This is a genomic window from Streptomyces tamarix (genome assembly GCF_032423885.1).
Taxonomy (GTDB): Bacteria; Actinomycetota; Actinomycetes; order Streptomycetales; family Streptomycetaceae; genus Streptomyces; species Streptomyces tamarix.
The window spans coordinates 1-24482 of record NZ_JAWCTQ010000031.1 but is presented as its reverse complement, the minus strand read 5'-3'; the positions used below and the strand labels follow the sequence as shown (position 1 = coordinate 24482).

Annotated in this window: 23 protein-coding genes; 11 read left to right on the top strand and 12 right to left on the bottom strand. The window is 74.5% G+C overall.

The window, feature by feature from the left end; all coding sequences use genetic code 11:
* Positions 1–20: 20 nt before the first annotated feature.
* Together RND61_RS22250 and gmd are read right to left on the bottom strand one after the other, a co-directional pair.
* Positions 21–2735 (bottom strand): CBM96 family carbohydrate-binding protein, encoded by a 2715-nt coding sequence (locus RND61_RS22250; protein ID WP_315879810.1) that lies wholly within the window; start codon positions 2733–2735, stop codon positions 21–23.
* 148 nt (positions 2736–2883) lie between these two features.
* The gene (gmd, locus tag RND61_RS22245) at positions 2884–3897 is read right to left on the bottom strand and encodes a GDP-mannose 4,6-dehydratase (protein WP_315879809.1); all 1014 of its coding nucleotides are present in this window, start codon (positions 3895–3897) and stop codon (positions 2884–2886) included.
* A 122-nt stretch (positions 3898–4019) separates the two neighbouring features.
* Here gmd and RND61_RS22240 point away from each other — a divergent pair, with 122 nt between their 5' ends.
* Positions 4020–5036 carry a GDP-L-fucose synthase family protein gene (locus RND61_RS22240; RefSeq protein ID WP_315879808.1) on the top strand — a complete coding sequence of 339 codons (1017 nt, stop codon included), beginning with the start codon at positions 4020–4022 and terminating at the stop codon, positions 5034–5036.
* Between the two features lie 19 nt (positions 5037–5055).
* Here RND61_RS22240 and RND61_RS22235 read toward each other — a convergent pair whose 3' ends face one another.
* The 3 genes from RND61_RS22235 to RND61_RS22225 all read right to left on the bottom strand — a co-directional run bounded on the left by RND61_RS22235 (position 5056) and on the right by RND61_RS22225 (position 7796).
* A complete protein-coding gene (locus tag RND61_RS22235) occupies positions 5056–6564 on the bottom strand; it encodes a sugar transferase (protein WP_315879807.1) in 1509 nt (502 codons plus the stop codon).
* Positions 6565–6727: 163 nt separating this feature from the next.
* Positions 6728–7252 carry an ATP-binding protein gene (locus RND61_RS22230; protein WP_315879806.1) on the bottom strand — a complete coding sequence of 175 codons (525 nt, stop codon included), beginning with the start codon at positions 7250–7252 and terminating at the stop codon, positions 6728–6730.
* 175 nt (positions 7253–7427) lie between these two features.
* Positions 7428–7796: an STAS domain-containing protein gene (locus RND61_RS22225; protein WP_315879805.1), complete on the bottom strand. Its 369-nt coding sequence runs from the start codon at positions 7794–7796 to the stop codon at positions 7428–7430.
* A 255-nt stretch (positions 7797–8051) separates the two neighbouring features.
* Here RND61_RS22225 and RND61_RS22220 point away from each other — a divergent pair, with 255 nt between their 5' ends.
* The gene (locus RND61_RS22220) at positions 8052–8933 is read left to right on the top strand and encodes an RNA polymerase sigma factor SigF (protein WP_315879804.1); all 882 of its coding nucleotides are present in this window, start codon (positions 8052–8054) and stop codon (positions 8931–8933) included.
* Between the two features lie 370 nt (positions 8934–9303).
* Here RND61_RS22220 and RND61_RS22215 read toward each other — a convergent pair whose 3' ends face one another.
* The 5 genes from RND61_RS22215 to hutU all read right to left on the bottom strand — a co-directional run bounded on the left by RND61_RS22215 (position 9304) and on the right by hutU (position 15317).
* Positions 9304–9552 carry a DUF4287 domain-containing protein gene (locus tag RND61_RS22215; protein ID WP_315879803.1) on the bottom strand — a complete coding sequence of 83 codons (249 nt, stop codon included), beginning with the start codon at positions 9550–9552 and terminating at the stop codon, positions 9304–9306.
* Positions 9553–9641: 89 nt separating this feature from the next.
* Positions 9642–10937, bottom strand: coding sequence for an imidazolonepropionase (hutI, locus tag RND61_RS22210; protein WP_315879802.1), 1296 nt, complete (start codon positions 10935–10937; stop codon positions 9642–9644).
* A 26-nt stretch (positions 10938–10963) separates the two neighbouring features.
* The gene (locus RND61_RS22205) at positions 10964–12307 is read right to left on the bottom strand and encodes a formimidoylglutamate deiminase (RefSeq protein ID WP_315879801.1); all 1344 of its coding nucleotides are present in this window, start codon (positions 12305–12307) and stop codon (positions 10964–10966) included.
* A complete protein-coding gene (locus RND61_RS22200) occupies positions 12298–13500 on the bottom strand; it encodes an allantoate amidohydrolase (protein ID WP_315879852.1) in 1203 nt (400 codons plus the stop codon). The genes RND61_RS22205 and RND61_RS22200 overlap by 10 nt, the downstream gene beginning before the upstream one ends.
* A gap of 149 nt (positions 13501–13649) precedes the next feature.
* A complete protein-coding gene (hutU, locus tag RND61_RS22195) occupies positions 13650–15317 on the bottom strand; it encodes a urocanate hydratase (RefSeq protein WP_315879800.1) in 1668 nt (555 codons plus the stop codon).
* Between the two features lie 139 nt (positions 15318–15456).
* On the opposite strand from hutU, the gene RND61_RS22190 reads away from it, so the two are divergent.
* From RND61_RS22190 to RND61_RS22170, 5 genes are all read left to right on the top strand, one after another.
* Complete coding sequence (locus RND61_RS22190; RefSeq protein ID WP_315879799.1) at positions 15457–16791, top strand: diaminopimelate decarboxylase; 1335 nt, start codon at positions 15457–15459, stop codon at positions 16789–16791.
* 146 nt (positions 16792–16937) lie between these two features.
* A complete protein-coding gene (locus RND61_RS22185; protein ID WP_315879798.1) occupies positions 16938–17372 on the top strand; it encodes a hypothetical protein in 435 nt (144 codons plus the stop codon).
* Positions 17372–18109, top strand: a complete 738-nt coding sequence (locus RND61_RS22180; protein WP_315879797.1) for a transcriptional regulator — start codon at positions 17372–17374, stop codon at positions 18107–18109. Before RND61_RS22185 ends, RND61_RS22180 begins: the two co-directional genes overlap by 1 nt.
* Before the next feature lie 39 nt (positions 18110–18148).
* On the top strand, positions 18149–18586 hold the full coding sequence (locus RND61_RS22175) for a roadblock/LC7 domain-containing protein (protein WP_315879796.1): 438 nt from the start codon (positions 18149–18151) through the stop codon (positions 18584–18586).
* A 73-nt stretch (positions 18587–18659) separates the two neighbouring features.
* Entirely contained in the window at positions 18660–19034 is a 375-nt protein-coding gene (locus tag RND61_RS22170) for a hypothetical protein (protein ID WP_315879795.1), read from the top strand.
* Between the two features lie 130 nt (positions 19035–19164).
* Here RND61_RS22170 and RND61_RS22165 read toward each other — a convergent pair whose 3' ends face one another.
* Both RND61_RS22165 and RND61_RS22160 read right to left on the bottom strand, forming a co-directional pair.
* Entirely contained in the window at positions 19165–19731 is a 567-nt protein-coding gene (locus tag RND61_RS22165; RefSeq protein ID WP_315879794.1) for a hypothetical protein, read from the bottom strand.
* Between the two features lie 94 nt (positions 19732–19825).
* A complete protein-coding gene (locus RND61_RS22160; protein ID WP_315879793.1) occupies positions 19826–20692 on the bottom strand; it encodes a MurR/RpiR family transcriptional regulator in 867 nt (288 codons plus the stop codon).
* Between the two features lie 319 nt (positions 20693–21011).
* On the opposite strand from RND61_RS22160, the gene RND61_RS22155 reads away from it, so the two are divergent.
* The 4 genes from RND61_RS22155 to RND61_RS22140 form a co-directional block, all read left to right on the top strand.
* Positions 21012–21491 carry a hypothetical protein gene (locus tag RND61_RS22155; protein WP_315879792.1) on the top strand — a complete coding sequence of 160 codons (480 nt, stop codon included), beginning with the start codon at positions 21012–21014 and terminating at the stop codon, positions 21489–21491.
* A 34-nt stretch (positions 21492–21525) separates the two neighbouring features.
* Positions 21526–22956 carry a hypothetical protein gene (locus RND61_RS22150; protein WP_315879791.1) on the top strand — a complete coding sequence of 477 codons (1431 nt, stop codon included), beginning with the start codon at positions 21526–21528 and terminating at the stop codon, positions 22954–22956.
* A 10-nt stretch (positions 22957–22966) separates the two neighbouring features.
* On the top strand, positions 22967–23578 hold the full coding sequence (locus tag RND61_RS22145; RefSeq protein ID WP_315879790.1) for a hypothetical protein: 612 nt from the start codon (positions 22967–22969) through the stop codon (positions 23576–23578).
* 76 nt (positions 23579–23654) lie between these two features.
* The coding region (locus RND61_RS22140; RefSeq protein ID WP_315879789.1) for a histidine kinase at positions 23655–24482 on the top strand (828 nt) is incomplete at its 3' end.

The window sequence follows — 24482 nt, the reverse complement described above, 5'->3', positions numbered from 1 at the left end:
GGAGGCGCGCCGCGCCCGGATCACAGCGGCGAGAAGGTGAGGACCAGCCGGGGCGTGCCGCCCGAGGCGGGTGCCTCGCGCGACCACAGCCACAGGGCGTCCGTGCCCTCACCGGTCAGCGCCAGGCTGTAGTCGCCGCCCAGCGCGGCGCCGACGGCGGCCTGGTCGAGCTGGACGGAGGCGCTGGTGCCGGAGGTGGCCGGCGGGGTGAGCGTGCCCAGGAGCGGGGTGCCGAGCGCCGGCTTGGAGGCGTACGTGACCTCGTTCTCCGACCAGGCGCCCGTGACGGGCCGGACCAGCACCGGGTCGGTGGACCCGGCCGTCGACGACGAGTCGGTGCGGACCTCCAGCGCCGCCCCGGTGAGCCGCGTCCCGGCGGGCGCGGCGGGCAGCGCGAAGCGGAGGTACGTCTCGTAGGCGGTGGTGCCGCGCACGGCGAGGGAGGTCGCGGCGCCGTAGTTGGTGCCGGTGGAACCCCCGTTGACGTACGTGTCGGCGGCCGGCTGCACGGTGGTGACCGTGTCGCCCTGCTGGGAGGCGCGCGCGTAGTGGCCGGCGACCTGGTCCGCGGTGAGCGCGGTCGGGTAGACGGCGGTCTCGTCGAGCTGACCGGCGAAGTAGTTGCTCGACGGGCGGGACGGCCAGCTGCCGACGACGTCGCCGCCGACGTGCCAGTAGCCCGCGTACCGCTCGTGGCCGGAGCGGGTGTTGCCGCCGACGCGCTTGCCGTCGATGTACAGGTTCATCCCGGCCGGGCTCTGCGTGCCGACGACGTGGTGCCACTTGCCGTCGTTGTACGTCCCCGGGGTGTTGAGGGTGCGGGCCGTGCCGTCGTAGGCGCCGAAGTACAGCTGCCCCAGGTTGTTCATGTAGATGTGCTTGTCGTAGCGGCTGCTGTTGCGGGTGGTGTTGTTGCCGAACCCGATCAGCTTGCCGCCGCGCGTCGTGGTGGTCTTGAACCACGTCTCGATCGTGTACGCGTCACCGACCGTGACGCGGCGGTCGCTGTGGATCTTGGCGTCGACGCCGTCGAAGGCGAACGCCTTGCTGCCGTCCGCGATGGCGCCCGGGCCCTGGCCGAGGACGGGAGCGCCGGCCTGGAGGCCGCTGGTGTTCCCGGTCGACGAGTCCGCGACGTACGGGGTGGCCGTGTCGTCGTACCGCCAGTACAGCTGGGCGCCGTCCGCGATGACCCGGGAGGCGTACGGCTGCGGGGAGACCGCGACCGTGGCGGTGACGGTGGCGGACAGGCCGCTCACGTTGCCGGCGCCGTCCGTGGCGGTCACCCGGTAGGTGTGGGTGGTGCCGGGGGTCAGACCCGTGTCGGTGAACGACGCCTGCGGGCGGTGCCAGGGCAGCGAGTCGGCGGTGACGGTGGCGATCGGCGTGGCCGCGCCGTTCCGGTACACCTTGTACGTCAGGCTACTGTCGTCCAGGTCGAGGCTGGTGCGCCAGCGGACGTGGACCTCGCCCGGCTGCACGCTGGCCGCGCTCGCGACGGGCGTGGTGGGCCGGCCGGTGTCGCCGGTGGAGGCGAAGCGGGTGAGGCCCTGGGCGGGGGCGCCGTTGACGGTGGTGAACTCGCCGCCGGACCAGAGGTACTCGACGCCGTCCTTGGCGGCGATCGTCATCACGCGCGGGCCGATGCCCTCGCCGAGGCCGTCGTTGGTGTCCGGGAACCAGCCGAGCTTGCCGACCGAGGTCGTGGGCTGCGCGAGGAAGTGGTAGCGGCGTCCGTCGGGGAACTCCCCGACGCTGCCGCAGTCGTGCGCGTGCGACGCGCTGTACAACACGCCCTTGTGGGACTCGACCGCCTGCGTCGCGCCCAGGCAGGTGTCCCGCCAGCGCTGCTCGAAGCCGTTCAGCTCCAGGGCGATCCGGCCGTCGAAGCCGCCCGTCCCCTCGTTGGCGGTGTAGAAGCCGGTCGCGTCGGTGTCGATGTCCTTGACGACCGAGCTGTCCATGATGAAGCCCGGGTACGTCTTGGCGTTGGCGCCGGTCGTGGCGTCGACGACGGCCAGGGCGTGCGAGGAGGCGCCGTTGACGGTGAAGAAGTCGCCGCCGAGCAGGGCGTGCCGCCCGTCCGGGGTGAGCTCGATGGCCCGGCCCGGCTCGTCGGCGTCGGCGCGGAACGGCCGCAGGGCGCCCGTCGTGGCGTCGACCGCGGCGAACCGCTGCCGCGTCTCGCCGTTGACCTGCCCGAAGTCGCCGCCCGCGTACACGGTGTCCTCGGTGACGGCGAGGGCGCGGACGGTGGCGGGGAAGGCGGCGTTGAAGCCGTTCTTCGGGGTGCAGGTGGCGATGTCGATGGCGGCGGCGCTGGACACCGGCATGCCGTTGACCGCACCGAAGTAGCCGCCCGCGTACAGGGTGCGCTTGTCCGGCGACACGGCGAGGGCGCGCACGGTGGCGGTGCCCGAGGAGACCGTGAAGGACAGTTCGCAGTCGGTGGGGGCGCCCGTCGCGGCGTCCAGCGCGACGAAGTTCAGCGCCTGCCGCTCGGTTCCGGACGCTCCCTCGGGGGGCCGTACGGCGGAGAACGTGCCGCCCGCGAAGACCACGCCGTCCACCTGGGCGAGGGCCCAGACGATGCCGTTGGTCTGCCAGGTGGGCAGGTCGTCCGCGGTGAAGGCCACCGGCTCGGTGAGCGCGGTGGCCTGCGGGGCGGCGACCGCTCCCAGACCGGCCGCCAGGGACAGGGCGAGGGCGGCGTGCAGCCCTCTGGATCTCTTCATGTACCCCCCAAGACCGGAGTCTTGACGCCATGGGCGGACACCGGCGCGTTCCGAACGCCCGGTCGATCGCCCAAAAGAGTGAATAAGCCGTAGAGTAGCGCCCCTTGGGCTATTTCTGGCCAACTCCATGGAAAATCCCGGCCCCGCCTCAGCGGTCGACGCGGACCGTGACGCCGGCCAGTTCGTCCTGGACCTGGCGGACGTCGGCGTCGACCATGATCCGGGCGAGCTCGTCGACCCGCACCTCGGGCTTCCAGCCGAGCAGCTCCTCCGCCTTGCCGGCGTCGCCGATCAGCGCGTCGACCTCGCTGGGGCGCTCGTACTTGGCGTCGTGGCGGACGTACTCCCGCCAGTCGAGGCCCGCGTGGCCGAAGGCCGTCTCCAGGAACTGGCGGACGGTGGCCGGGACGCCGGTCGCGACGACGTAGTCGGTCGGCTCGTCCTGCTGGAGCATCCGCCACATCGCGTCGACGTACTCGGGGGCGTACCCCCAGTCGCGGACGGCGTCCAGGTTGCCGAGGTACAGCTCGCTCTGCAGGCCCGCCTTGATCCGGGCGACCGCCCGCGTGATCTTCCGGGTCACGAAGGTCTCGCCGCGGCGCGGGGACTCGTGGTTGAAGAGGATGCCGTTCACCGCGTACATCCCGTACGCCTCGCGGTAGTTGACCGTCGACCAGTAGCCGTAGACCTTGGCGACCCCGTACGGGCTGCGCGGGTGGAACGGGGTCCGCTCGTTCTGCGGGGGCGGGGTCGCGCCGAACATCTCCGACGACGACGCCTGGTAGACGCGGGTGTCGATGCCCGACGCCCGGACCGCCTCCAGCAGCCGCAGCGCGCCGAGCCCGGTGACGTCCCCCGTGTAGAGGGGCGCGTCGAAGGAGACGCGGACGTGGGACTGGGCGCCCAGGTTGTACACCTCGTCGGGGCGTATCTCGCGCAGCAGGTTCACCAGCGCCACCCCGTCGGTCAGGTCGGCGTGGTGCAGCACGAACGACCGGCCGGTCTCCTGCGGCCCCTGGTAGATGTGGTCGATCCGCTCGGTGTTGAAGGTGGACGAGCGGCGCACGAGGCCGTGCACCGTGTACCCCTTCGACAGCAGCAGCTCCGACAGGTACGAGCCGTCCTGCCCGGTGACCCCCGTGATCAGCGCGGTCCTGCTCATGCGTGGCATCTCCTCCCGGAGGAGCCGCGCGCCGGCCCCGTTCCCGTTCGTCCTCTTGCGTGTGTGCGGAAAACATGGTGACGGATGCGGGCCGCGCCGCCGCTCCTGGCATGATCCGGCCCATGACCGAATCGCAGGCGGCACCGCCGCCCCCCGCCCCGTCGTCGCCGTACCTGCCGCGGCAGGCCCGGATATTCGTCGCGGGCCACCGCGGACTCGTGGGGTCCGCGATGGTCCGTCGGCTGACCGCCGGTGGCCACGAGGTGATCACCCGCGACCGCGCGGCGCTCGACCTCCGCGACGCCGACGGCACCGCCGCGTTCCTGGCGGACGCGCGGCCCGACGCGGTGGTCCTGGCCGCCGCCAAGGTCGGCGGCATCCTCGCCAACAGCACGCAGCCCGTGCCGTTCCTGGAGGACAACCTGCGCATCCAGCTCAGCGTGATCGCGGGCGCGCACGCGGCCGGCGTGCCGCGGCTGCTGTTCCTCGGCTCGTCGTGCATCTACCCCAAGCACGCGCCCCAGCCCATCCGGGAGGACGCGCTGCTGACCGGCCCGCTGGAGCCCACCAACGAGCCGTACGCGCTGGCGAAGATCGCCGGCATCTGCCAGGTCCAGTCGTACCGGCGGCAGTTCGGCGCCGCGTACATCTCGGCGATGCCGACGAACCTGTACGGCCCGGGCGACAACTTCGACCTGGAGACCTCGCACGTCCTGCCGGCCCTGGTGCGCCGCTTCCACGAGGCCCGCGAGGCCGGCCGGGACGAGGTGACGCTGTGGGGGTCGGGCACCCCGCGCCGGGAGTTCCTGCACGTCGACGACTTGGCGGACGCCTGCGTGACCCTCCTGGAGTCGTACGACGGCGACGCCCCGGTCAACGTCGGCTGCGGGCAGGACCTGACCATCCGCGAGCTGGCGGAGACGGTCGCCGACGTGACCGGTTTCACCGGCCGGATCGCCTGGGACACCGGCAAGCCCGACGGCACGCCCCGCAAGCTGCTGGACGTGTCCCGGCTGACGGAGCTCGGCTGGCGGCCCCGCATCCCGCTGCGGGAGGGCATCGCCGCGACGTACGCGTGGTGGCTGGCCCGGCGGGACGGCACCGGCCCGGCGGACGGCCGGTCCGCCGCGGGTGGCTGAGCGCGCCATCCCCGGCCCCTCAGTACGCTCCGCGGCCGTCGACGACGGCCCGGAGCGTACGGCTCATCACGTCGAGGTCACTGCTGAACGACCAGTTGTCGACGTAGTGGAGATCGAGCTGAACCGTTTCGTCCCAGGACAGATCGGACCGGCCGCTGACCTGCCACAACCCCGTCATCCCGGGCTTCACCCGCAGGCGGCGCAGCGCCGTCGCGTCGTACTCCGCGACCTCCTCGGGCAGCGGCGGGCGCGGACCCACCAGGGACATGTCACCCCGGAGGACGTTGAACAGCTGCGGCAGCTCGTCCAGGGACGTGCGGCGCAGGAAGCGTCCCACGCGCGTGACGCGCGGGTCGCGGCGCATCTTGAACATCAGCCCGTCGGACTCGTTGCGCGGGGCGAGGTCGCCCTTGCGGCTGTCGGCGTCGGGGACCATGCTGCGGAACTTCCACATGGTGAACGTCTCCTGGTCGCGGCCCACCCGGCGCTGCCGGTAGAGCGCGGGCCCCGGCGAGTCCAGCCGTATGAGCAGCGCGAGGAGGAACAGCAGCGGGGCCAGCAGCAGCAGCCCGAGGGCGGCGCCGCAGCGGTCGACGGCCGACTTCAGCGCGGCCTGCGCGCCGTCGCCGAGCGGCGGTTCGACGCGCAGGACGGTGAGCCCGGCGACGGAGGAGGCCGTCAGCCGCTTCACGGACGTCTCGACCAGGCCGGGCGTGAGCGCGACCTCCAGGCCGGCGTCGTGGAGCGCCCAGCACAGCTCGCGCAGCCGGTCCCCGGTGAGGCAGCCGCCGGGGGCGAGCAGCACCAGTTCGGCGCGGTGGCGGCGGGCGGCGTTGACCAGGCGGTACCCGGCCACGCGGCCGTCCAGCTCCGGGCCGAGCCACTCGGCGCCGGCCGTCCCGCCGGGGAGGGCGCCGTCCCCGGGGAGGGCGCCCCCGCTCCCCGCGAGGACGGTGCCGACGACGGCGTACGGGTGGTCCGTGCGCGACGCGAGGCGCTGGACGGCGCTCTCCAGGGCGCCCGGCCCGCCGACGACGAGGACCCGGTCGACGGCCTCGGCGGCGCGCCGGGCGGCGGTGAGGTGGCGGTGGAGGCGGCGCTGGCACACCACCGCGCCCACCAGGCCGGGCAGGAGCGCGACGAGCGCCGGGTACGGCTCCGGGGTGCGGGCGGTGGCGACGGCGAGGACGGCGAGCACGGCCACCAGGATCAGCCAGTCGTGCAGGACCGGCAGGGCCCCGCGCGACTCGCCGAGCTCCCCGGTCCGGTAGCGGCGCCGGAACGCCCGGACCGCGATCCAGGTCGCGGTGGCGACGGCGGCGGTCCCCAGCGGGTGCGGCTGCCCCGCCCGGTCGAGGACCAGGGCGACGGAAGCGGCGGTAACGGCGGCGTCGGCGCCGAGGACGGCCGGCAGGTACCAGCGCGGCTTGGCGCGGCGGCCCGCCGGCGCGCGCCGTCCGCCGTCCGCGGCGCCCCGGAGGGCGGACGGACGTATGGTGCGCGCGTCGTAGGTTCCGGTGTCTCCCAAGATTCGTATGCCCCCCCCAGGCCTGGAAAACCGTGCGTCCCGCTCGGGCTGCTCCAGCGGTTCGCACAATTTCTTCACGCGAGGGCACACTACGGCACGCGGACGTCCTACAGAACACGTCCTTTCGTAAGCTTTCGTATGCGTACCGTTTCCGGTCGCTCGCCTACGCCGGTACGGCCAACTCCGCCCAGACGGTCTTCCCGGGCGCTCCCGGGGCCCTCGTGACGCCCCAGTCGAGGCAGAGCCGCTGCACGATGAACATGCCGTGCCCGCCGGGCCGGCCGGCGCGGTGGGGGGTGCGCGGCTCGGGCTGTCCGGCGCCGCGGTCGTCGACCTCCAGGCGCAGCGCCTTGGCGTTCAGGGAGACCCGCAGCTCCTCGGGGCCGTCGGCGTGGAGGCAGGCGTTGGTGACGAGCTCGGAGACGACCAGCAGGACGTCCTCGGCGGCGGCGCGGCGGTCGGCGGAGGCCGCGGGCAGCCAGCCCCAGTCGTAGAGCGCCTGGCGGGTGAAGTCGCGGGCGAGCGGGACGATGCCGCTCGCCCCGTCCAGCGAGAGGCGGCGCGTCTCGCGGTGCGGACCCCGCTCGCCGGACGCGCCGTAAGGTGCCACGCGCTGCACGGAGGGGTCGCCGGCGCGGTCCGGCTCGGGGCCGAGGCCGCTCGGCGGTTGCTGCTGGGTGGCACCCATCAGCGCGTCACCTCACCGATCACCAGGTCGTCATTGCGTCGACGTCGACTTCGTTTACAAAGAGTGTGTCCCCCCGGCAACCCGCCGCGGGGCCTTTTGGCTTCTTCTGCCCGTCCGTCTGCGGGCGACACCCGCCAGATCGTCCGGACCCGGCCTTCGGCGCCGATACGCCGTCCTACCGGGTCAGCGCCGCCTCCAGGGAATCGTGGATCTCGAAGACCACGCTGGCGCCGGTGATCTCGAAGACCCGGGCCACGGCGGGCCGCATCGCGGCCAGGTGGACCGCTCCGCCCGCCGCCTCGGCCTTCAGCCGCGCGCCGAGGAGCACGTTCAGCCCCGTCGAGTCGCAGAACTCCAGCTCCGAGCAATCGACCACCAGGCGTGCGCGGCCCTGCGCGATCGCCGCCTCCAGGGGTTCGCGCAGCAGCTCCGCGGTGTGGTGATCGAGCTCACCCGCCGGTGTCAGGATCTCGCTCGAACCTTCCGTCCGGACCCCGACGCGGAGCCGGCCCTGATTCGCGCTGCCGACCGTCTCGCGGCCCATTCCGCCCCTCTTCGCCGATGCCGTTGGGTCGGGAGAACCCTACGACGAATTCGCCCCCGCGGGTAGTCGGAGGTCCCCGTAAAGGGTACATACGGGATAAAAGACATAGCTCCCCCCCCCACTTGCACCGGCACCGGCGTACCGGGTAGGGCTAGTAGGGCAACCCCCCGACACGGCCGGCTTTGGAGGCGCCGCACACCGTAATCCGACGTATGGGCATCGGCGGCCATATGCCGAGAACGATGGAGGACAACCATGTCACCCCGGCTCGACGAAACGCGTACCCCGTACGCGGCGTCGGCAACATCCCTTCGCACGATCGATCCGTCCGACCTCCGGGACCTCCCGGAGATCCCTCCGTACGACGAGGTCGACCCCCTCGACGCGCGAGCGCTCTCCAAGACGCTCTTCGCCCGGCTGGAGGCCCTTGAGGAGGGCACCCCCGCGCACGCGTACGTCCGCAACACCCTGGTCGAGCTGAACCTGGCCCTGGTGAAGTTCGCCGCCTCCCGCTTCCGGACGCGCAGCGAGCCGATGGAGGACATCATCCAGGTCGGCACCATCGGTCTGATCAAGGCGATCGACCGCTTCGAGCTGAGCCGCGAGGTCGAGTTCCCGACCTTCGCGATGCCGACGATCATCGGTGAGATCAAGCGGTTCTTCCGCGACACGTCCTGGTCGGTGCGCGTCCCGCGGCGCCTCCAGGAGCTCCGGCTCGACCTGGCGAGGGCCGGCGACGAGCTGGCCCAGGAGCTGGACCGCTCCCCGACCGTCAAGGAGCTCGCCGAGAAGCTCGGCATCGGCGAGGACGAGGTCGTCGAGGGCATGGCGGCGAGCAACGCCTACACCGCCAGCTCGCTGGACGCCCAGCCCGAGGAGGACGACTCCGAGGGTGCCCTGGCGGACCGGATCGGCTACGAGGACCACGGCCTGGAGGGCATCGAGTACATCGAGTCCCTGAAGCCGCTGATCGCGTCGCTGTCGCCGCGGGACCGCGAGATCCTCTCGCTGCGGTTCGTCGCCGGGCTCACCCAGTCGCAGATCGGCGAGGAGCTGAACATCTCGCAGATGCACGTGTCCCGGCTGCTCACGCGCACCCTCGCGAAGCTCCGCAAGGGCCTGACCGTGGAGGAGTGACCCGCCTCCCGCCCGAGGGCCCGTCCCCGCGTCCGGGGGCGGGCCCTCGGGTGTTCCCGCGGGGCCCGGGCATGTACGGCGGTTCCGGCGCGCGTGCGGCGGAGCCGGGGCGGCGCGGGTCGCGGGCCGGTGGGGCGGGGCCATGACGACGGGCGTGCGGCAGGAGGCGTTCCTCCGGCGGCGCCACGCCGAACGCCCGGGGGTCACCGGGGGGGCCTCGGGCGTTCCCGCGGGGCCCGGGGGGTCGCCCGGCCCGGGGTGCGGGGCGGGGTGCTGCTGGAGCCGCTCGCCGGACCGGACGGGCGCGTCCCGTGCGTGATGCGCGTCCGCCTCGCCCGGGCGGTCCTCCCGCCGCGGTGGGGCCGGGCGGTCACCCGCGCTCCGCGAGGGTGTGCGCCACCAGGGCGTTGGCGTGGCCGTGGCCGAGGCCGTGCTCGGACTTGAGCCAGGCGACGAGCTCCATGTGCCGGGTGAGCGGGGAGGAGCGGATGAGGTCCTGCCACTGTGCGACCGGACGGCCGTACTTCTTCTCGATCGACGGGAAGTAGCTCGCGGGGCCCTTCACCCGCGCCTCCGCCTGCCGCTGCGCCTGTGCCTGTGCCTGTGCCTGCTGCGTCATCTCCGGTCCTTCCCGCCGCCGTGCGCGTGCTGTCGGGGGGTGGACCGGGCGCCGCCCCCGGACTCATCGGAGGCGGCGCGTGACGTGCGTCACACGGCGACGGGGACGCCCGCGCGCCAGACCCGGGTGACCAGCGGGACGCCCGGCCGGTAGGCGAGGTGGACGTGGGACGGGGCGTCCAGGACGGCCAGGTCGGCGCGGGCACCGGGGGTGAGGCGGCCGATGTCGGTGCGGCGGAGGGCCGCCGCGCCTCCGGCCGTCGCGGACCACACGGCCTCGTCGGGCGTCATACCCATGTCCCGTACCGCCAGGGCGATGCAGAACGACATCGACGAGGTGAACGACGAGCCGGGGTTGCAGTCCGTGGACAGCGCCACCGTCACGCCCGCGTCCAGCAGGCGGCGCGCGTCGGGCCACTCGGCGCGCGTGGAGAACTCGGCGCCGGGCAGCAGCGTCGCGACGGTCGAGCTGTTGGCGAGGGCGTCCACGTCCTCGTCCGTCAGGTGCGTGCAGTGGTCGGCGCTCGCCGCGTCCAGCTCCACCGCGAGCCGCACGCCGGGCCCGTACGACAACTGGTTGGCGTGGACGCGCGGGTGCAGGCCGCGGGCCATGCCGGCGGTGAGGACCGCGCGGGCCTGGTCGCCGTCGAAGGCGCCCTCCTCGCAGAACACGTCGATCCAGCGGGCGTGCGGTGCGCACGCGTCGAGCATCTCCCCGGTGACCAGGGCCACGTACGCGGCCGGGTCGTCGGCGTGGTCCGGGGGGACGACGTGCGCGCCGAGGTACGTGACCTCGTCGGTGTGGCGGGCCGCGATGCGCAGCGCCCGCGCCTCGTCCTCGACGGTCAGGCCGTAGCCGGACTTCGTCTCGAAGGTGGTCGTGCCCTGGCGGAGCGCTTCCCGCAGGTAGCGGGTGAGGTTCGCCTCCAGTTCGGCGTCGGTCGCGGCGCGGGTCGCGGCCACCGTCGTGCGGATGCCGCCCGCCTCGTACGGCCGGCCGGACATGCGGGCGTGGAACTCGGCGGTGCGGTCGCCGGCGAAGACGAGGTGCGAGTGGGAGTCGACGAAGCCGGGGACGACGGCCCGGCCGCCCACGTCGACGCGGTTGTCAGTGGCGGGTGCTTTGCTGGCCTCACCGATCCAGACGACGCGGTCGCCCTCGATGGCGACCGCCGCGTTCCGGATCAGTCCGAGGGGGGTTCCTCCCCCGTTCTCGAACTTGCTCGAGCGGGGGGACCCCCATCCCAGGGAGGGGTCGTTGGTGACCAGGCCGGCGATGTTGGTGATGAGCGTGGCCGCGGTGGCCGCCGGGGCGACGGCGCTGTTCGTCGTGTCGGGGCCCGCGGTCGCGGGGGCGCTGTTCGTGGGTTCGTTGCCGCTGTTCATGGTGCGGGAGTTCTCCTTCGGCCGGGTCAGTCGTGCAGGGCGGCGATCGCGTCCCGCAGCGCCCGCGGCACGTCCGGTACGAGGGCGTGGGCCCCGTCCCGTACGACGTGGCGACCGCCCACGACCGTGTGCCGCACGTCCGCGGCCGACGCGGCGAATACCGCTGTCTCGGCTGCCAGACGCGGTGGCGGCCCGGCCGTCCTGACGGTGTCCAGCGCGATCGTCGTGAAGTCGGCGAGCGCGCCCGCCTCCAGGCGGCCCGCGTCGGGCCGGCCCAGCGCGGCGTGCCCGTCGGCGGTCGCCGCGCGGAGCAGCGCGGCGGCGGTCCAGTTGCCGCGGGTGCGGGTGCGCAGCCGCTCGTCCAGCTCCATCGCGCGCGCCTCCTCCAGGAGGTCGATCACGGCGTGGCTGTCGGACCCCAGCGACAGGGGGCTGCCCGCGCGCTGGAGGGCGGCGGCCGGGCCGATGCCGTCGGCGAGGTCGCGTTCGGTGGTGGGGCACATGCACGTGCCGGTGGCGGAGCCGCCGAGGAGGGCGATGTCCTCCTCGGTGAGGTGGGTGGCGTGGACGGCGGTGGTCCGCTCGCCGAGCGCGCCCCGGTCGGCCAGCAGCCGGGTCGGGGTGGTGCCGTGCGCGGCGAGGCACGCCTCGTTCTCGGCGGGCTGCTCGGAGAGGTGGACGTGCAGGGGGGCTTCCCGGTCGCGCGCCCAGTCGGCGACGGTGGCGAGCTGGTCGGCGGGGACGGCGCGTACGGAGTGGATGGCGGCGCCGACGCGTACGCCGTCGGTGCCCGTGTCCTTCAGGGCGGAGGCGCGCTCGGCCCACGCGTCGGCGGTGCCGTCGGAGAAGCGCAGTTGGTGCTCGTTCGGGGGCTCCCCGAAGCCGGACGACAGGTAGGCCGTGTCGAGGAGGGTGATGCGGATGCCCGCGTCGCCGGCGGCGGCGATCAGCGCCTCGCCCATGGCGTTGGGGTCGGCGTACGGCGTGCCGCCGGGCGCGTGGTGCAGGTAGTGGAACTCGCCGACGGCGGTGACGCCCGCGAGGGCCATCTCCGCGTACACGGCCGTCGCCAGGGCGCGGTACGTGTCGGGGGTGAGCCGGGAGGCCGCCCGGTACATGGTGTCCCGCCACGTCCAGAAGGTGCCGCGGCCGGCCTGGACCCGGCCGCGCAGGGCCCGGTGGAAGGCGTGGCTGTGGGCGTTGGCCAGCCCCGGGAGCGTCAGCCCCCGCAGGGGCGTGGCGCCCGGGGGCGGGGTGGCCGTGTCCGGGCGGACGGCGGCGATCCTGCCGTCCGCCACGTCCAGGGCGACGCCGGAGGAGACGGCGCCGCCCAGCCAGGCGTGTTCCAGCCAGTACGTCGTCATCGGCATGCCAGGCCCTCCAGGACGTCGGCCAGGGCGTGCACGCCGGCCACGCAGTCGTCCTCGGCGGCGAACTCGGCCGGGGAGTGCGAGACGCCCGTGGGGTTGCGGACGAACAGCATCGCGGTCGGGACGGAGGCGGACAGGATGCCCGCGTCGTGTCCGGCGCCCGTGCCCAGGACCGGCACCGGGCGGTCGCCGCCCCGGTCGAGGAGCTTCGCGAGCTCGTCGCGCAGGGCGTGCGCGAACTCGACGACCGGGGTGAACGACTCGCGTACGACGGTGAGGTCGACGCCCTGCCGGTCGGCGGCCTCCCGCGCCGCGGCCTCCACCGCGGCCGTGACCGTGTCGAGCGTCGCCTGGTCGGCGGCGCGCGAGTCGAGCCAGCCGCGGACGAGGGACGGGATGGCGTTGACGCCGTTCGGCTCGACGGCGACCTTGCCGAACGTGGCGACGGCGCCCGCCAGTTCCGCCTCGCGGCGGGCCGCCAGGACCGTCTGGGCGTACGGCAGCATCGGGTCGCGGCGGTCCGCGAGGCGGGTCGTCCCGGCGTGGTTCGCCTCGCCCCGGAAGTCGTACCGCCAGCGGCCGTGCGGCCAGATCGCGGAGGCGATGCCGACCGGGTCGCCGGACAGGTCCAGGGCCCGCCCCTGCTCGACGTGCAGTTCGACGAACGCGCCGACGCGTGCCAGCCGCTCCGGGTCCGGGCCGATGGCCGACGGGTCGTACCCGGCGGCCTCCATGGCCTCGGGCAGGCTCGTCCCGTCGCCGTCGCGCAGCGCGTGGGCGGCCTCCCGGGTCAGCTGCCCGGCGGTGAGCCGGGAGCCGACGCAGGCGAGGCCGAAGCGGGCGCCCTCCTCGTCGCCGAAGTTCACGACGGCGAGGGGGCGGGTGGGGGCGGCGCCGCGGCGGAGGAGTTCGTCGACGGCGGCGAACGACGAGACGACGCCGAGGGGGCCGTCGAACGCGCCGCCGTCCGGGACGGAGTCCAGGTGGGAGCCGGTGACGACGGCGTCCGTGCCGTGCGGGTCGCCCAGCCAGGCCCACTGGTTGCCGTTGCGGTCGGTCTCGTAGGCGAGACCCCGGGCCTCGGCCTGCTCCTGGAACCAGGTGCGGCAGTCGGCGTCGGCGCCGGTCCAGGCGTAGCGGCGGTAGCCGCCGGAGCCGGCGTCGCGGCCGATGCCGCGCAGGTCGGCCCACATCGTGTGGAACGACGTGCCCGCGCGGGGCGCCGCCGCGCCGGCGGCGGCCTCCCGCCGCGCCCGCGCTCCCGCGGGGTCCCGGTCCGGTTCGACCCGGGCGGGATCCCGCCGCCCCGCGGTGCGCCGCTCCTCGGCGGGGCGGCCGTCGGTCACGCCTCCTCCCGCATGGGGACGCGGACGCCGCGCTCGGTGGCGACCTCGTCGGCGCGGTCGTAGCCCGCGTCCACGTGGCGGATGACGCCCATGCCGGGGTCGTTGGTGAGGACCCGGCGGATCTTCTCGCCGGCCAGCTTCGTGCCGTCCGCGACGGTGACCTGGCCCGCGTGGATGGAGCGGCCCATGCCGACGCCGCCGCCGTGGTGGAGGGAGACCCAGGAGGCGCCGGAGGCGACGTTGACCATGGCGTTCAGCAGCGGCCAGTCCGCGATGGCGTCCGAGCCGTCGCGCATCGCCTCGGTCTCCCGGTACGGGGAGGCGACGGAGCCGCAGTCGAGGTGGTCGCGGCCGATGGCGAGCGGGGCGGCCAGTTCGCCGGAGCCCACCATGTCGTTGAAGCGCTCGCCCGCGCGGTCGCGCTCGCCGTAGCCGAGCCAGCAGATGCGGGCGGGCAGGCCCTGGAAGTGGACGCGCTCACCGGCCATCTTGATCCAGCGGGCCAGCGACTCGTTCTCCGGGAACAGGTCCAGGATCGCCTTGTCGGTCTTGGCGATGTCGGACGCCTCGCCCGACAGGGCCGCCCAGCGGAACGGGCCCTTGCCCTCGCAGAACAGCGGGCGGATGTACGCGGGGACGAAGCCGGGGAAGGCGAACGCCCGGTCGTACCCGGCGAGCCGCGCCTCGCCGCGGATGGAGTTGCCGTAGTCGAAGACCTCCGCGCCGGCGTCCATGAAGCCGACCATCGCCTCGACGTGCCGGGCCATCGACTCCCGCGCGCGGTCGGTGAACCCGGCCGGGTCCTTCGCCGCGTACGTCGCCATGTCGTCGAAGGCGACGCCGACCGGCAGGTACGACAGCGGGTCGTGGGCCGAGGTCTGGTCGGTGACGATGTCGATGGGGGCGTTCATCGCGAGGAGCTGCGGCACCAGCTCGGCGGCGTTGCCGAGGACGCCGATCGACAGGGGCCGGCGTGCGTCGCGGGCCTCGACGGCCAGGTGGAGGGCGTGGTCGAGCGAGTCGGCCCGCACGTCCAGGTAGCGGTGCTCGATGCGGCGCTCGATGGCGCGCGGGTCGCAGTCGATGCAGAGGGCGACGCCGTCGTTCATGGTGACGGCGAGCGGTTGGGCGCCGCCCATGCCGCCGAGGCCGGCGGTCAGGGTGATCGTCCCGGCGAGGGTGCCGCCGAACTTCTTCGCGGCGACGGCGGCGAACGTCTCGTACGTGCCCTGGAGGATGCCCTGCGTGCCGATGTAGATCCACGAACCGGCGGTCATCTGCCCGTACATGGTGAGGCCGAGGGCCTCCAGGCGACGGAACTCCTCCCAGTTCGCCCAGTCGCCGACCAGGTTGGAGTTGGCGATCAGGACGCGGGGGGCCCACTCGTGGGTCTGCATGACGCCGACCGGGCGGCCGGACTGGACGAGCATCGTCTCGTCCTGCTTCAGGGTGCGCAGCGTGCGGACCATGGCGTCGAAGGAGCGCCAGTCGCGGGCCGCCTTGCCCGTGCCGCCGTAGACGACGAGCTTGTCGGGGTGCTCGGCGACCTCGGGGTCGAGGTTGTTCTGCAGCATCCGCAGGGCGGCCTCCTGCTGCCATCCCAGGGCGCTCAGTCCCGTACCGCGCGGGGCCCGTACGGGTCGGGGTCCTGACTGTCCTGACATGGGGGTGCCTCCTCGGGCGCTCGACCTGCGGCCACCGGGGCGGCGGCCACCTCTGTGAGTGAGTTATTCATATCCTGCGCGCCTGAATAGTTGTAGTCAACAGCTGCGCGGCCGCGCTGCGGGTGTTTGGCTGGGGGGCATGGCTTCCGACCGTCGCGATCAGGCCGTCCGCGCAGCCGTCGAGCACGCGCTGCTCTCCGAATCCGAACCCGTCGTCGCCCTCCTCGACACCGCCGGCGTCCGCGCCTCCGCCGCCGCCCTCCGCGCCGCCTTCGCCGCCGTCACCGGGGCGCCCGTGCTGCACGCCTTCGCCGTCAAGGCGTCCCCGCTCGTGCCCGTCCTGCGCCTGCTGTACGAGGAGGGGCTGGGCGTCGAGGTCGCGAGCCCCGGCGAGCTGGCCCTGGCGCGCGCGGCCGGCGTCCCGCCGCACCTGACCGTCCTCGACTCGCCCGCCAAGACCACCGCCGAACTGCGGGAGGCACTGGCCCTCGGCATCGCCGTCAACGTCGACAACCCGCAGGAGCTGGCCCGCCTCGACACGCTCCTCCCGGCCGCGGCGACGGGACCCGCCGCCCCGCCCCCGCCCCTCGGCCTCCGGGTGAACGCCCAGGTCGGCGGCGGCACGATCGACGCCATGTCGACCGCCACCGACACGTCCAAGTTCGGCGTCGGCCTGCGCGACGCCGGGGCGCGCGAGTGGATCGTGCGGGCGTTCCTGGACCGCCCGTGGCTGACGCGCCTGCACACCCACTCCGGCTCCCAGGGCGTCCCGCTCGACCGCATGGCGGCCGGGGTCCGCGCCGTGTACGAGCTCGCCGAGGAGATCAACGCGGCGGCCGGCCGGCGGCAGGTCGACACGATCGACATCGGCGGCGGGCTCCCGGTGAACTTCGCGTCGGACGAGGAGGTCCCGACGTACGGGGCGTACGCGCGGCTGCTCGCCGCCGAGGTGCCGGGGCTGTTCGACGGGCGGTACGGGCTGGTCACCGAGTTCGGCCGGTCGCTGCTGGCCAAGCACGGCACGGTGCTCGCCCGCGTCGAGTACACCAAGACGTCCGGTGCGCGGCCCATCGCCGTCACGCACGCCGGCGTCCAGGTCGCCACCCGCACCGTGTACGCCCCGGCGTCCTGGCCGCTGCGCATCGCCGCGTACGACGCCGGGGGGCGGCCCAAGGACGGTCCGGCCGTGGAGCAGGACGTGGCCGGGCCGGCGTGCTTCGCCGGCGACCTGCTGGCCGTGGCCCGGCCGCTGCCGCGGCTCGCGCCGGGCGACGTGGTGGCGGCGCTGGACACCGGCGCGTACTACTTCGCCCACCACTACGCGTACAACTCCCTGCCCCGGCCCGGCGCGTACGGGTACGCGGTCCGGCCGGACGGGACGGTGCGGTTCACCACCGTGCGACCGCCGCAGCCGCTCGCGGAGATCGTCGCCGAGTCGGGCGGGGACCGGAGGGACGCGCTGGTACGGGAGTAGCGGTCCGGTGCGGGAGGGGTGGCGGAGCCTACCGCGCGGGAGCACGTTCCAAAGGAAAATGCCAGAAGTCCCGCCCAGAGGTGGTGCGTTGCGTAACCTCTCCGCTACCGAGGTCGCCGCGACCGCGCCATGGGAGGGGAGCCCGCGTGCCCGGAATCGACGAGTGCTTGCTGGAAGCGATGGCCCTGCCGGGTGCGCGCGGCGCGGCCCTCGTCGACTGGACCAGCGGGCTGGCCCTCGGCACGGTCGGCGAGTCCCCGGTCGGCGACCACGAGACCAGCGCCGCCGAGGCGGCCGAACTGGCCCGCGCGGCGGCCGAGTACGAGTCGTTCGCCCCCGCCCCGGACCCCGGCGGCGCCCCGGACCCCGGCGGCGGACCGGGCGGTGGCCCCGGCGACGACGGGACCGCCCCCGTCGAGGACCTCATCGTCACCACCCGCACCGGCTACCACGTGCTCCGCTTCGTCACCACGAACTTCGACAGCAGCCTCTTCCTGCACCTGTGGCTCGACCGCACCACCGGCAACCTGGCCCTCGCCCGATTACGCCTGCGGGACCTCGCCGAGCGGCTGGTGCTGTGATGACCGGCGGCGTCTCCCCCCTGCTGCGGCGCCTCGCGGCCGACCGGGCGACCGGCGCGCTCGTACGCGACCTCGGCACCCTCCACCTCGTCGACGGCCAGGTCGTGCACGCCGAGAGCCCCGTCGCACCCGGCCTCGACGTGCTGCTGGCCGGCGGCAGCGACCGCCTCTCGGCGGCCCGGGCGCACGGCGTCCGCGCCGTGCGCACAGGCGCCGGCGAGCGCGAGATCTGCCGGCTGGGAGCCCTGTTCGACGCGGCGTTCTTCGCGCTCGCGCCCGGTCGCGGCCCGGCCCGCTTCCGGTACGGCGCCGACCCCCGCCACGCGGGCGCGGGCCGCCCCGTACCGGCCGCCGCGGTGGAGCGGGAGACCCTGCGCCGCCGCGAACTGCTCGACAGCGTCTGGCCGTACCCCGCCCTCGACACCGCCCCCGTCGTCCCCCGCCCCGCCGCGCCCGGCCAGAGCGTCACCGCCCGCGGTCGCGCCCTGCTGGCCCGCGCCGACGGCGTCCGCACCCCGGCCCAGCTCGCCTGGATCCTGGGCCGGCCGGCCTTCCACACCCTGCTGGAGGTGCGGCGCCTGGCCGCCGCCGGACTCGTCGAGACCCCCCTCCCGGACCCCGCCCCCGGCGCCGGCCCCGGCTCCGCGCCCGTACCGCCGGGCGCCGCCCCCGCGGCCGGTCCCCCCGACATCGCCCTGCTCCGCCGAGTCCGTGACGCCCTGGAGGCACGCCTGTGACCACCCGCTCCGCCCCCCTGCCCTCATGAGGTCCGCGTCATGAGGCGCGCCCTGCGGCAGCGCGCCGAGAGGAGACAACTGATGACGGCCGAACCGTACGTGCTCGGGGAGCTGCGCCGGCTCCGCGCGCGCGTCCCCCAGGTGACCGGGGCGCTCGTCGCCAGCGTCGACGGGCTGGTCCTCGCCCAGGACACCGGGGACGTGGAGCCGGAGGGCGTCGCCGCGCTGACGGCGGCCGCGCTCGGCATCGCCGTACGGCTGACCGACGCGACGGGACGGGGCGGGTTCCGCGAGCTGCTGGTGCGCGGCGAGCACGGCTACGTGGCGACGTACGCGGCGGGCGGCGCGGCGGTGCTGACGCTCCTCGCGGAGGACCGCGTCAACGTCGGCCGGCTCCACCTGGAGGGGCGCCGCTCCGGCGCGCGCATCGCGGAACTCGTGGACGGCGCCCTGGAACGCCCCGACCTCGCCCCCTGACGAACCCCGGCGGCCCGGGACACCCGGCCCGCCCCCACCCCCGCTCATCCACCCGGAAAGGAAGTGCGCGTTCATGGCCAACGCGGAGACGGCACTCAAGGAAGCGACCACGGTGATCGACGGCGCCCTGGGCGCGGCGCTCGTCGACTACACGAGCGGCATGGCCCTCGGCACGGTCGGCGGCGGCAAGGGCCTGGACCTCACGGTCGCCGCCGCCGGGAACACCGACGTGGTGCGCGCGAAGGTGCGCACCATGGAGATGCTCGGCCTGCAGGACGAGATCGAGGACATCCTGATCACGCTGGGCACCCAGTACCACCTGATCCGGCTCCTCAAGGGGCGCGGCGCGGGCGGCCTGTTCCTCTACCTCGCGCTCGACAAGAACCGGGCGAACCTGGCGATGGCCCGCCACCAGCTCAGGAGGATCGAGAGCGAACTGGAGGTCTGACCGGCGCCGCGCCAGGCGTCCCGGCGCCGCGCCAGGCGTCCCGGCGCCGCGCCAGGCGTCCCGGCGCCGCGCCAGGCGTCCCGGCGCCGCGCCAAGTGTCCCGGCGCCCCGGCGCCCCCGCACCCCGCCGTCAGCGGCGCCGCGCCCCTCCGGGTGCGGCGTCGCCCGCGGCGATGCCCGTCGTCCGGTACGCGGTGACCTGCCGGCCGGCCGGGCCGCCGCCCTTGGCGAGCTGGTCGGCGCAGACCCACAGCAGCCGGTCCTCGGCGACCTCGCGGCGGCCGATCCACACCGCCTTCAGCCACAGCCCGGCACCCAGCCCCGCGATGAGCAGCCCCACCGCCGCGGGCACCGCGAACGACGACGCGACGGCCACCGGGAACGCCGGGAACAGCCACCAGCGGCGGGCGCGCCGCCGGTTGCGGGCGGTCACGGCCCGGTCCTGGAGGATGTCCGCGCGGGCCGCCCGCACGGCGCCGGCGGCCAGCTTCGCGTACCGGCCGCGCCGGGCGAGGAACACCGCCGCGGCCGCGATCAGGAACAGCGCGGCCCCCGCGAGCAGGCCGACGCGCCGCCCCGTCAGTCCGGGCGGCAGCGTCCCCACGGCCGCCCCGAGGATCCCCGACCACCACAGGGGCGCCGCCCCGGCCCGTACCGCCACGGCCACTCTCGCCAGCGCCTGCCCTCCGCGCGCCACGTCCCGTCCTCCTTCTGCCTCGGTTGCGATGCGGGTGTGCGCCGGGCAGGGTACAGGCGGTCCGTGAGAGTTCCCTGAGAGAACCGGCCCCGCGCTACTCGACGAACAGCCCGCGCGCGGCGGCCCGCGCGTCGAACTCCTCCAGCCGCGCCTGCGCGTCCGGCAGCCCGTCGCACATCGCCTCCAGCAGCACCCGTCCGAGCAGCATCGGCCCGCACGCCGTGTCGAAGGCGAGGGCGGTGCCGACGGCGGCCGGGAGCAGCAGGTCGCTGTGGCGGGCGACCGGCGCGAACGCCGAGTCGGCGACGGTCACCACGGTCAGCCCGGCGGCCCTGGCGTACTCCAGGGCGTCGACGACCTCGCGCGGGTGGCGGGGCAGCGCGAAGCAGAGCAGGGCGGTGGCCCCGGCCCGTACGGCGGTGTCGATCCGGTCCGTGAGCATCGAGCCGCCCTCGTCGAGCAGCCGGACGTCCGGGTGGACCTTGGCGGCGAAGTACGCGAAGCCGCGGGCCTGGGCGGCGGCGGCGCGCAGGCCGAGGACGGGCAGGGGGCGGGAGGCGGCGAGCAGCCGGCCGGCCCGCTCGGCGGGCGCGGGGTCGGCGAGCAGCTCCGCGAGGTGGCGGAGGTTCTCGATCTCGGCGTGGACGGCCTGCTGGTACTCGTTGGCCGCGGTCTCCCCGGTGGGCGCGCCGCCCGTGCCCGTGCCCGCGCGGGCCGGCTCGGCGGGGGCGACCTCGCGGAGGTACCGGCGCAGCGCGGGGTAGCCGTCGAAGCCGAGGGCGACGGCGAAGCGGGTGACGGAGGGCTGGCTGACCCCGGCCAGCTCGGCCAGCTCCACGCTGGACAGGAACGGCACGTCGGCGGCGCGCCGCACCATCCAGTGGGCGATCCGCCGCTGTGTCGGCGTCAGCCGGTGGCCCTCGAAGAGCGCCTGGAGCCGCGCGCCGGGGGTGTCGCTCATGCCGGTACCCCTGTCCTCCGCCTCTGGTCTATTCAGTCGTCCCTCTAACTGAATAGACCATATGCAAGGGCGGGGGCGGTACGGAACCGGGGTCCGGCCCCGCCACCGGCGACCCGCCCCCCGGCGCGGCGGCGCGGCCCCCGCCGTACGGGCCCGGGGGCGGGCGGTCCGGCACCGGCGCCCGGCAATTCCTCCATCTTCTCCACGGGCCCCCCACAGATCCGCAATTCCCGCGGCGTACGGTCGAGTTGCCCCGCGGGAACCACGGGCGGCCCCCCTGCGTGATCGCTCCCGGGTGCCTTACGGTGCCGTACATACAATGCGACTCGAAATCGCGATCACCAGCATCGGGGGTTGGCGCACCATGGGGTTCGACGAGGAATGGGCCCAGCTGCGGGCCGAGGCGGCAGAGCGGCACGACGCGTCGATGCGCCTGAACCAGTTGCCCGCGGACCAGGGCGGTTCGGGGGGTGGCGGCGGGAAGCTCGCCTCGACGCCCGCCGAGAAGAACGCCGCCGCGAACACCATCGACACCGAGCTGCTGACCAAGACCCAGACCGCGGGCAAGCACGCCGACGAGGCCACCAACAGCGCCGCCGGCGCCCTCGGGGGCTGGGCCACGGGCACCGCCCTGAAGAAGGTGCAGACCACGTGGGAGGGTCAGGTCAAGACCCTCATGGGCCGGCTGAGCAAGGAGCGCGACGGCCTGCGCGGCACCGTCACCACCCTCGGCGGGGTCGACGCCGACCGCGGCAGCAGGATCCGCCAGGTCAAGTCGCCGTTCGCCGAGTACAACTGAGCCGGGAACCAGCATGCTGACGTATCACGAAGTCATGACGACCGACTTCGGGAAGCTGTCCGCCGCCGCCGAGAAGTGGCAGTCGATGGCCGAGGAATTCGGGAAGGTCGAGAAGCGGTACCGGGACAGCGTCCAGAAGATCACGCTCGGGGAGACCTGGCAGGGCGAGAGCGCGAACGCGGCTTCCCTGAACTTCGCCGCGACGCGTTACGAATACCAGGCCGCGCAGACCCAGGCGAAGGCCACGGCGACGCTGCTGCGCAACGCCCACCAGCAGTTGACCGACCTGAAGAAGCGGCTGGAGACCGCCCGCGCCGACGCCGTCAAGGAGGGCATGAAGGTCTCCGAGCAGGGCAACGTCTCCTTCGACCTGGAACGGGCCACCCAGGCCCAGCGCGACGCCCTGCGCGACGACCCCGACTACGCCAAGGGCGTCCGCGAGAGCGAGCAGTCCTGGGCCGACTACATCAAGGCGTGCGTCAAGGCCGTCGACGACGCCGACAAGGACCTCCAGAAGGACCTCGAAGCGGTCGTCAAGGACTCCGGCGGCGGCAAGGGCGACGGCACCGCCGGCGGCTTCAACGGCAACGCCGCGGCGGTCGCCCAGGCGGACGACAAGCAGCGCCAGGACCGCATGGACCTCGCCTCGTTCGCGATGCGCGACGGCGAGACCCTGGAGGACTGGCTCGCGCGCATCCAGCGCGACGGCGTCGAGAAGCTGACCGGCAACAAGCAGCTCGCGGACCTGCTCGCCGGCGTGCAGAAGGGGACGGTCACGGCCGGCGCCTTCGCCCTGGCCCTCGGCACGACCGTCAAGGGCGGCTTCAAGCTGTTCCAGTACCTCAAGAACGGCAAGACGATCACCGCGCCGGGCACGTTCCTGACGAGCCGCATCAACGAGCGGATGATGCTCGCCCAGTCGGGCAGCGTCTGGAGCAGGCTGCCGCCCGGCCTCGTCTCCGCCCTCACCGGCTCGGAGGAGGCGGCGGCGCTCGGCGGGTACATGAAGAACGGCCGGTTCTTCATCCCGACCGCGGCGGAGGCCAACCTCGCGCGCGTCGCCCAGCAGGGCGGCCTCGCCAACGCCGCCAAGGCCGCGGGCTGGCTCCGCGGCGCCGGTGTCGTGGGCGGCGCGGCGGCCACCGCGTTCGGCGTGGCCAACCTCGCCACGTACGACATGGACATGATCAAGGCGAACCCGTCGAAGTTCGCCACCGACCTCAGCGGCACGGCCTTCAACGCCTCGCTCACCGCCCTCGCCGTCGCCCCGAACCCGGTCACGGTCGGCGCGGCCATCGGTACGGGCCTGGTCTACGGCGGCTGCCTCATCTGGGACAACCGCGAGGCCATCGGGGACGGTCTGGAGAAGGCGGGAGACTGGATCGGCGACAAGGCCTCGGACCTCGGGGACGGCATCGCCAGCGGGGCGAAGAAGCTCGGTAGCGCCCTCAACCCGTTCGACTGACGAGGGAGACATGCACACCACCATCACCCCGTTCACGCTCGCGTACGAGAAGCGCCGCGAGCCGGGCGGCCGGCCGCAGTACGGCTGGCGGGGCACGTCCCCGGAGTTCGGCGACGTCCACGTCGTCTGGCCGGCGCTCCCGCACGCCTCCGGCGTCATCGTGACCGAGGCGGGCGGTGGTGGCATCCCCACCGCCAGGTTCGAGACCCGCGGCCTGCTCTCGGACCTGGTCGCCATGCCCACCCTGAACCGCGCGACGTGCCGGGTCGACGGCCGGCTCGCCGCCATGGACCGGCACCGGTGGGCCGTCACCCACCGGGGCCGCTCCCTGCGACTGCGGTACCTGGGCGACGACTACCGGCTGACGGCCCTCACCAAGCGCGCGTACCGGCTGGCGCGGCTCGCCGACGACGAGGACCCCGGGGTCGTCGTCACCGTGCGCCAGTCCGGCATCGGGGGCGGCAGGAGGCTGACCGTGGAGGCGGCGGGGCGGGTGCTGCCCGCCGACCTCGCCCTCGCGGCCCTGTTCGCCGGCGTCGACCGGTCGGTCCTCACGCGGCGGGGAGCCGTGCGGGCCGGTTTCAAGAGGATGTTCAGCTTCTGGGCGGAGGCGACGTACTGACGCGTCCCGGACGGCCCCGTCCGGCCCGCCGCGCGGTGACGTTCCCGCACCGGCCCCGACTACCAAGTGAGTGTGTATGCCTTCGTTTGACGTTTCCCGGTCCCGTTTCCGGCTGACCGACGAGCACCTGATCGTGCTCTCCGAGCTGGCGGCCGGCCGGCCGGTGGACGAGGAGTTCGCCGCGGCGCGCAAGGAGGTCGAGGACAGCGGCCTGGTCACCGCGGACGGACGGCTCCTCCACGCGCTCCTGCCGCTCGTGCAGACCTTCCTCGCGCCGGGCGTGGTCATCTCCCTGGAGGCGGGCGGCCGCCAGGGCAAGCTCCAGCACGGCATGCTCATCGGCGAGGAGCACGTCGTCGCGCACGAGGCGTGGCCGGGCGAGGCCGAGGCCGAGTACTCCCTCGTCGAGCCGAAGACGCTCGTGTGGAAGCTCGCCGACATGGTGAACCTCCGGCAGTCGCCCGCCGCCCGCGGGACGGCCCTCACGGCCGTCGAGACGACCGTCGCCGGGGTCGAGGCCGCCCTCGCCGCCCTGGAGGCCGCCTCGGGCCCCGGACGGAGCGCCGAGGACGAGCGCGCCGCCGTACGGCGGGCGCTGGCCGCGGGCGGCGCGCTCGCCGAGCCGGCCCTCTCCCTCCTGGCCGAGCTGGTGTCGGAGCTGCGGTGCAGCTGGCGGATGACCGCCGCCTGGCACGGCCGCCAGGACGGCCGCGAGGGCGTCGAGGGCCGCGGCTTCGCCGTCTGGGACTGCGGGCCGCTCGGCTACTGGCTCCGCGAGCTGCCGGAGGAGCCCCTCCCGGCCGAGCGGCTCACCCCGGCGAGCCCGTTCCGGCTCGTGCGGACGGACGCGAAGACGATCTGGACGCTCATCACGGACCTGCTGCCGGACGCCGACGAGGTCCGC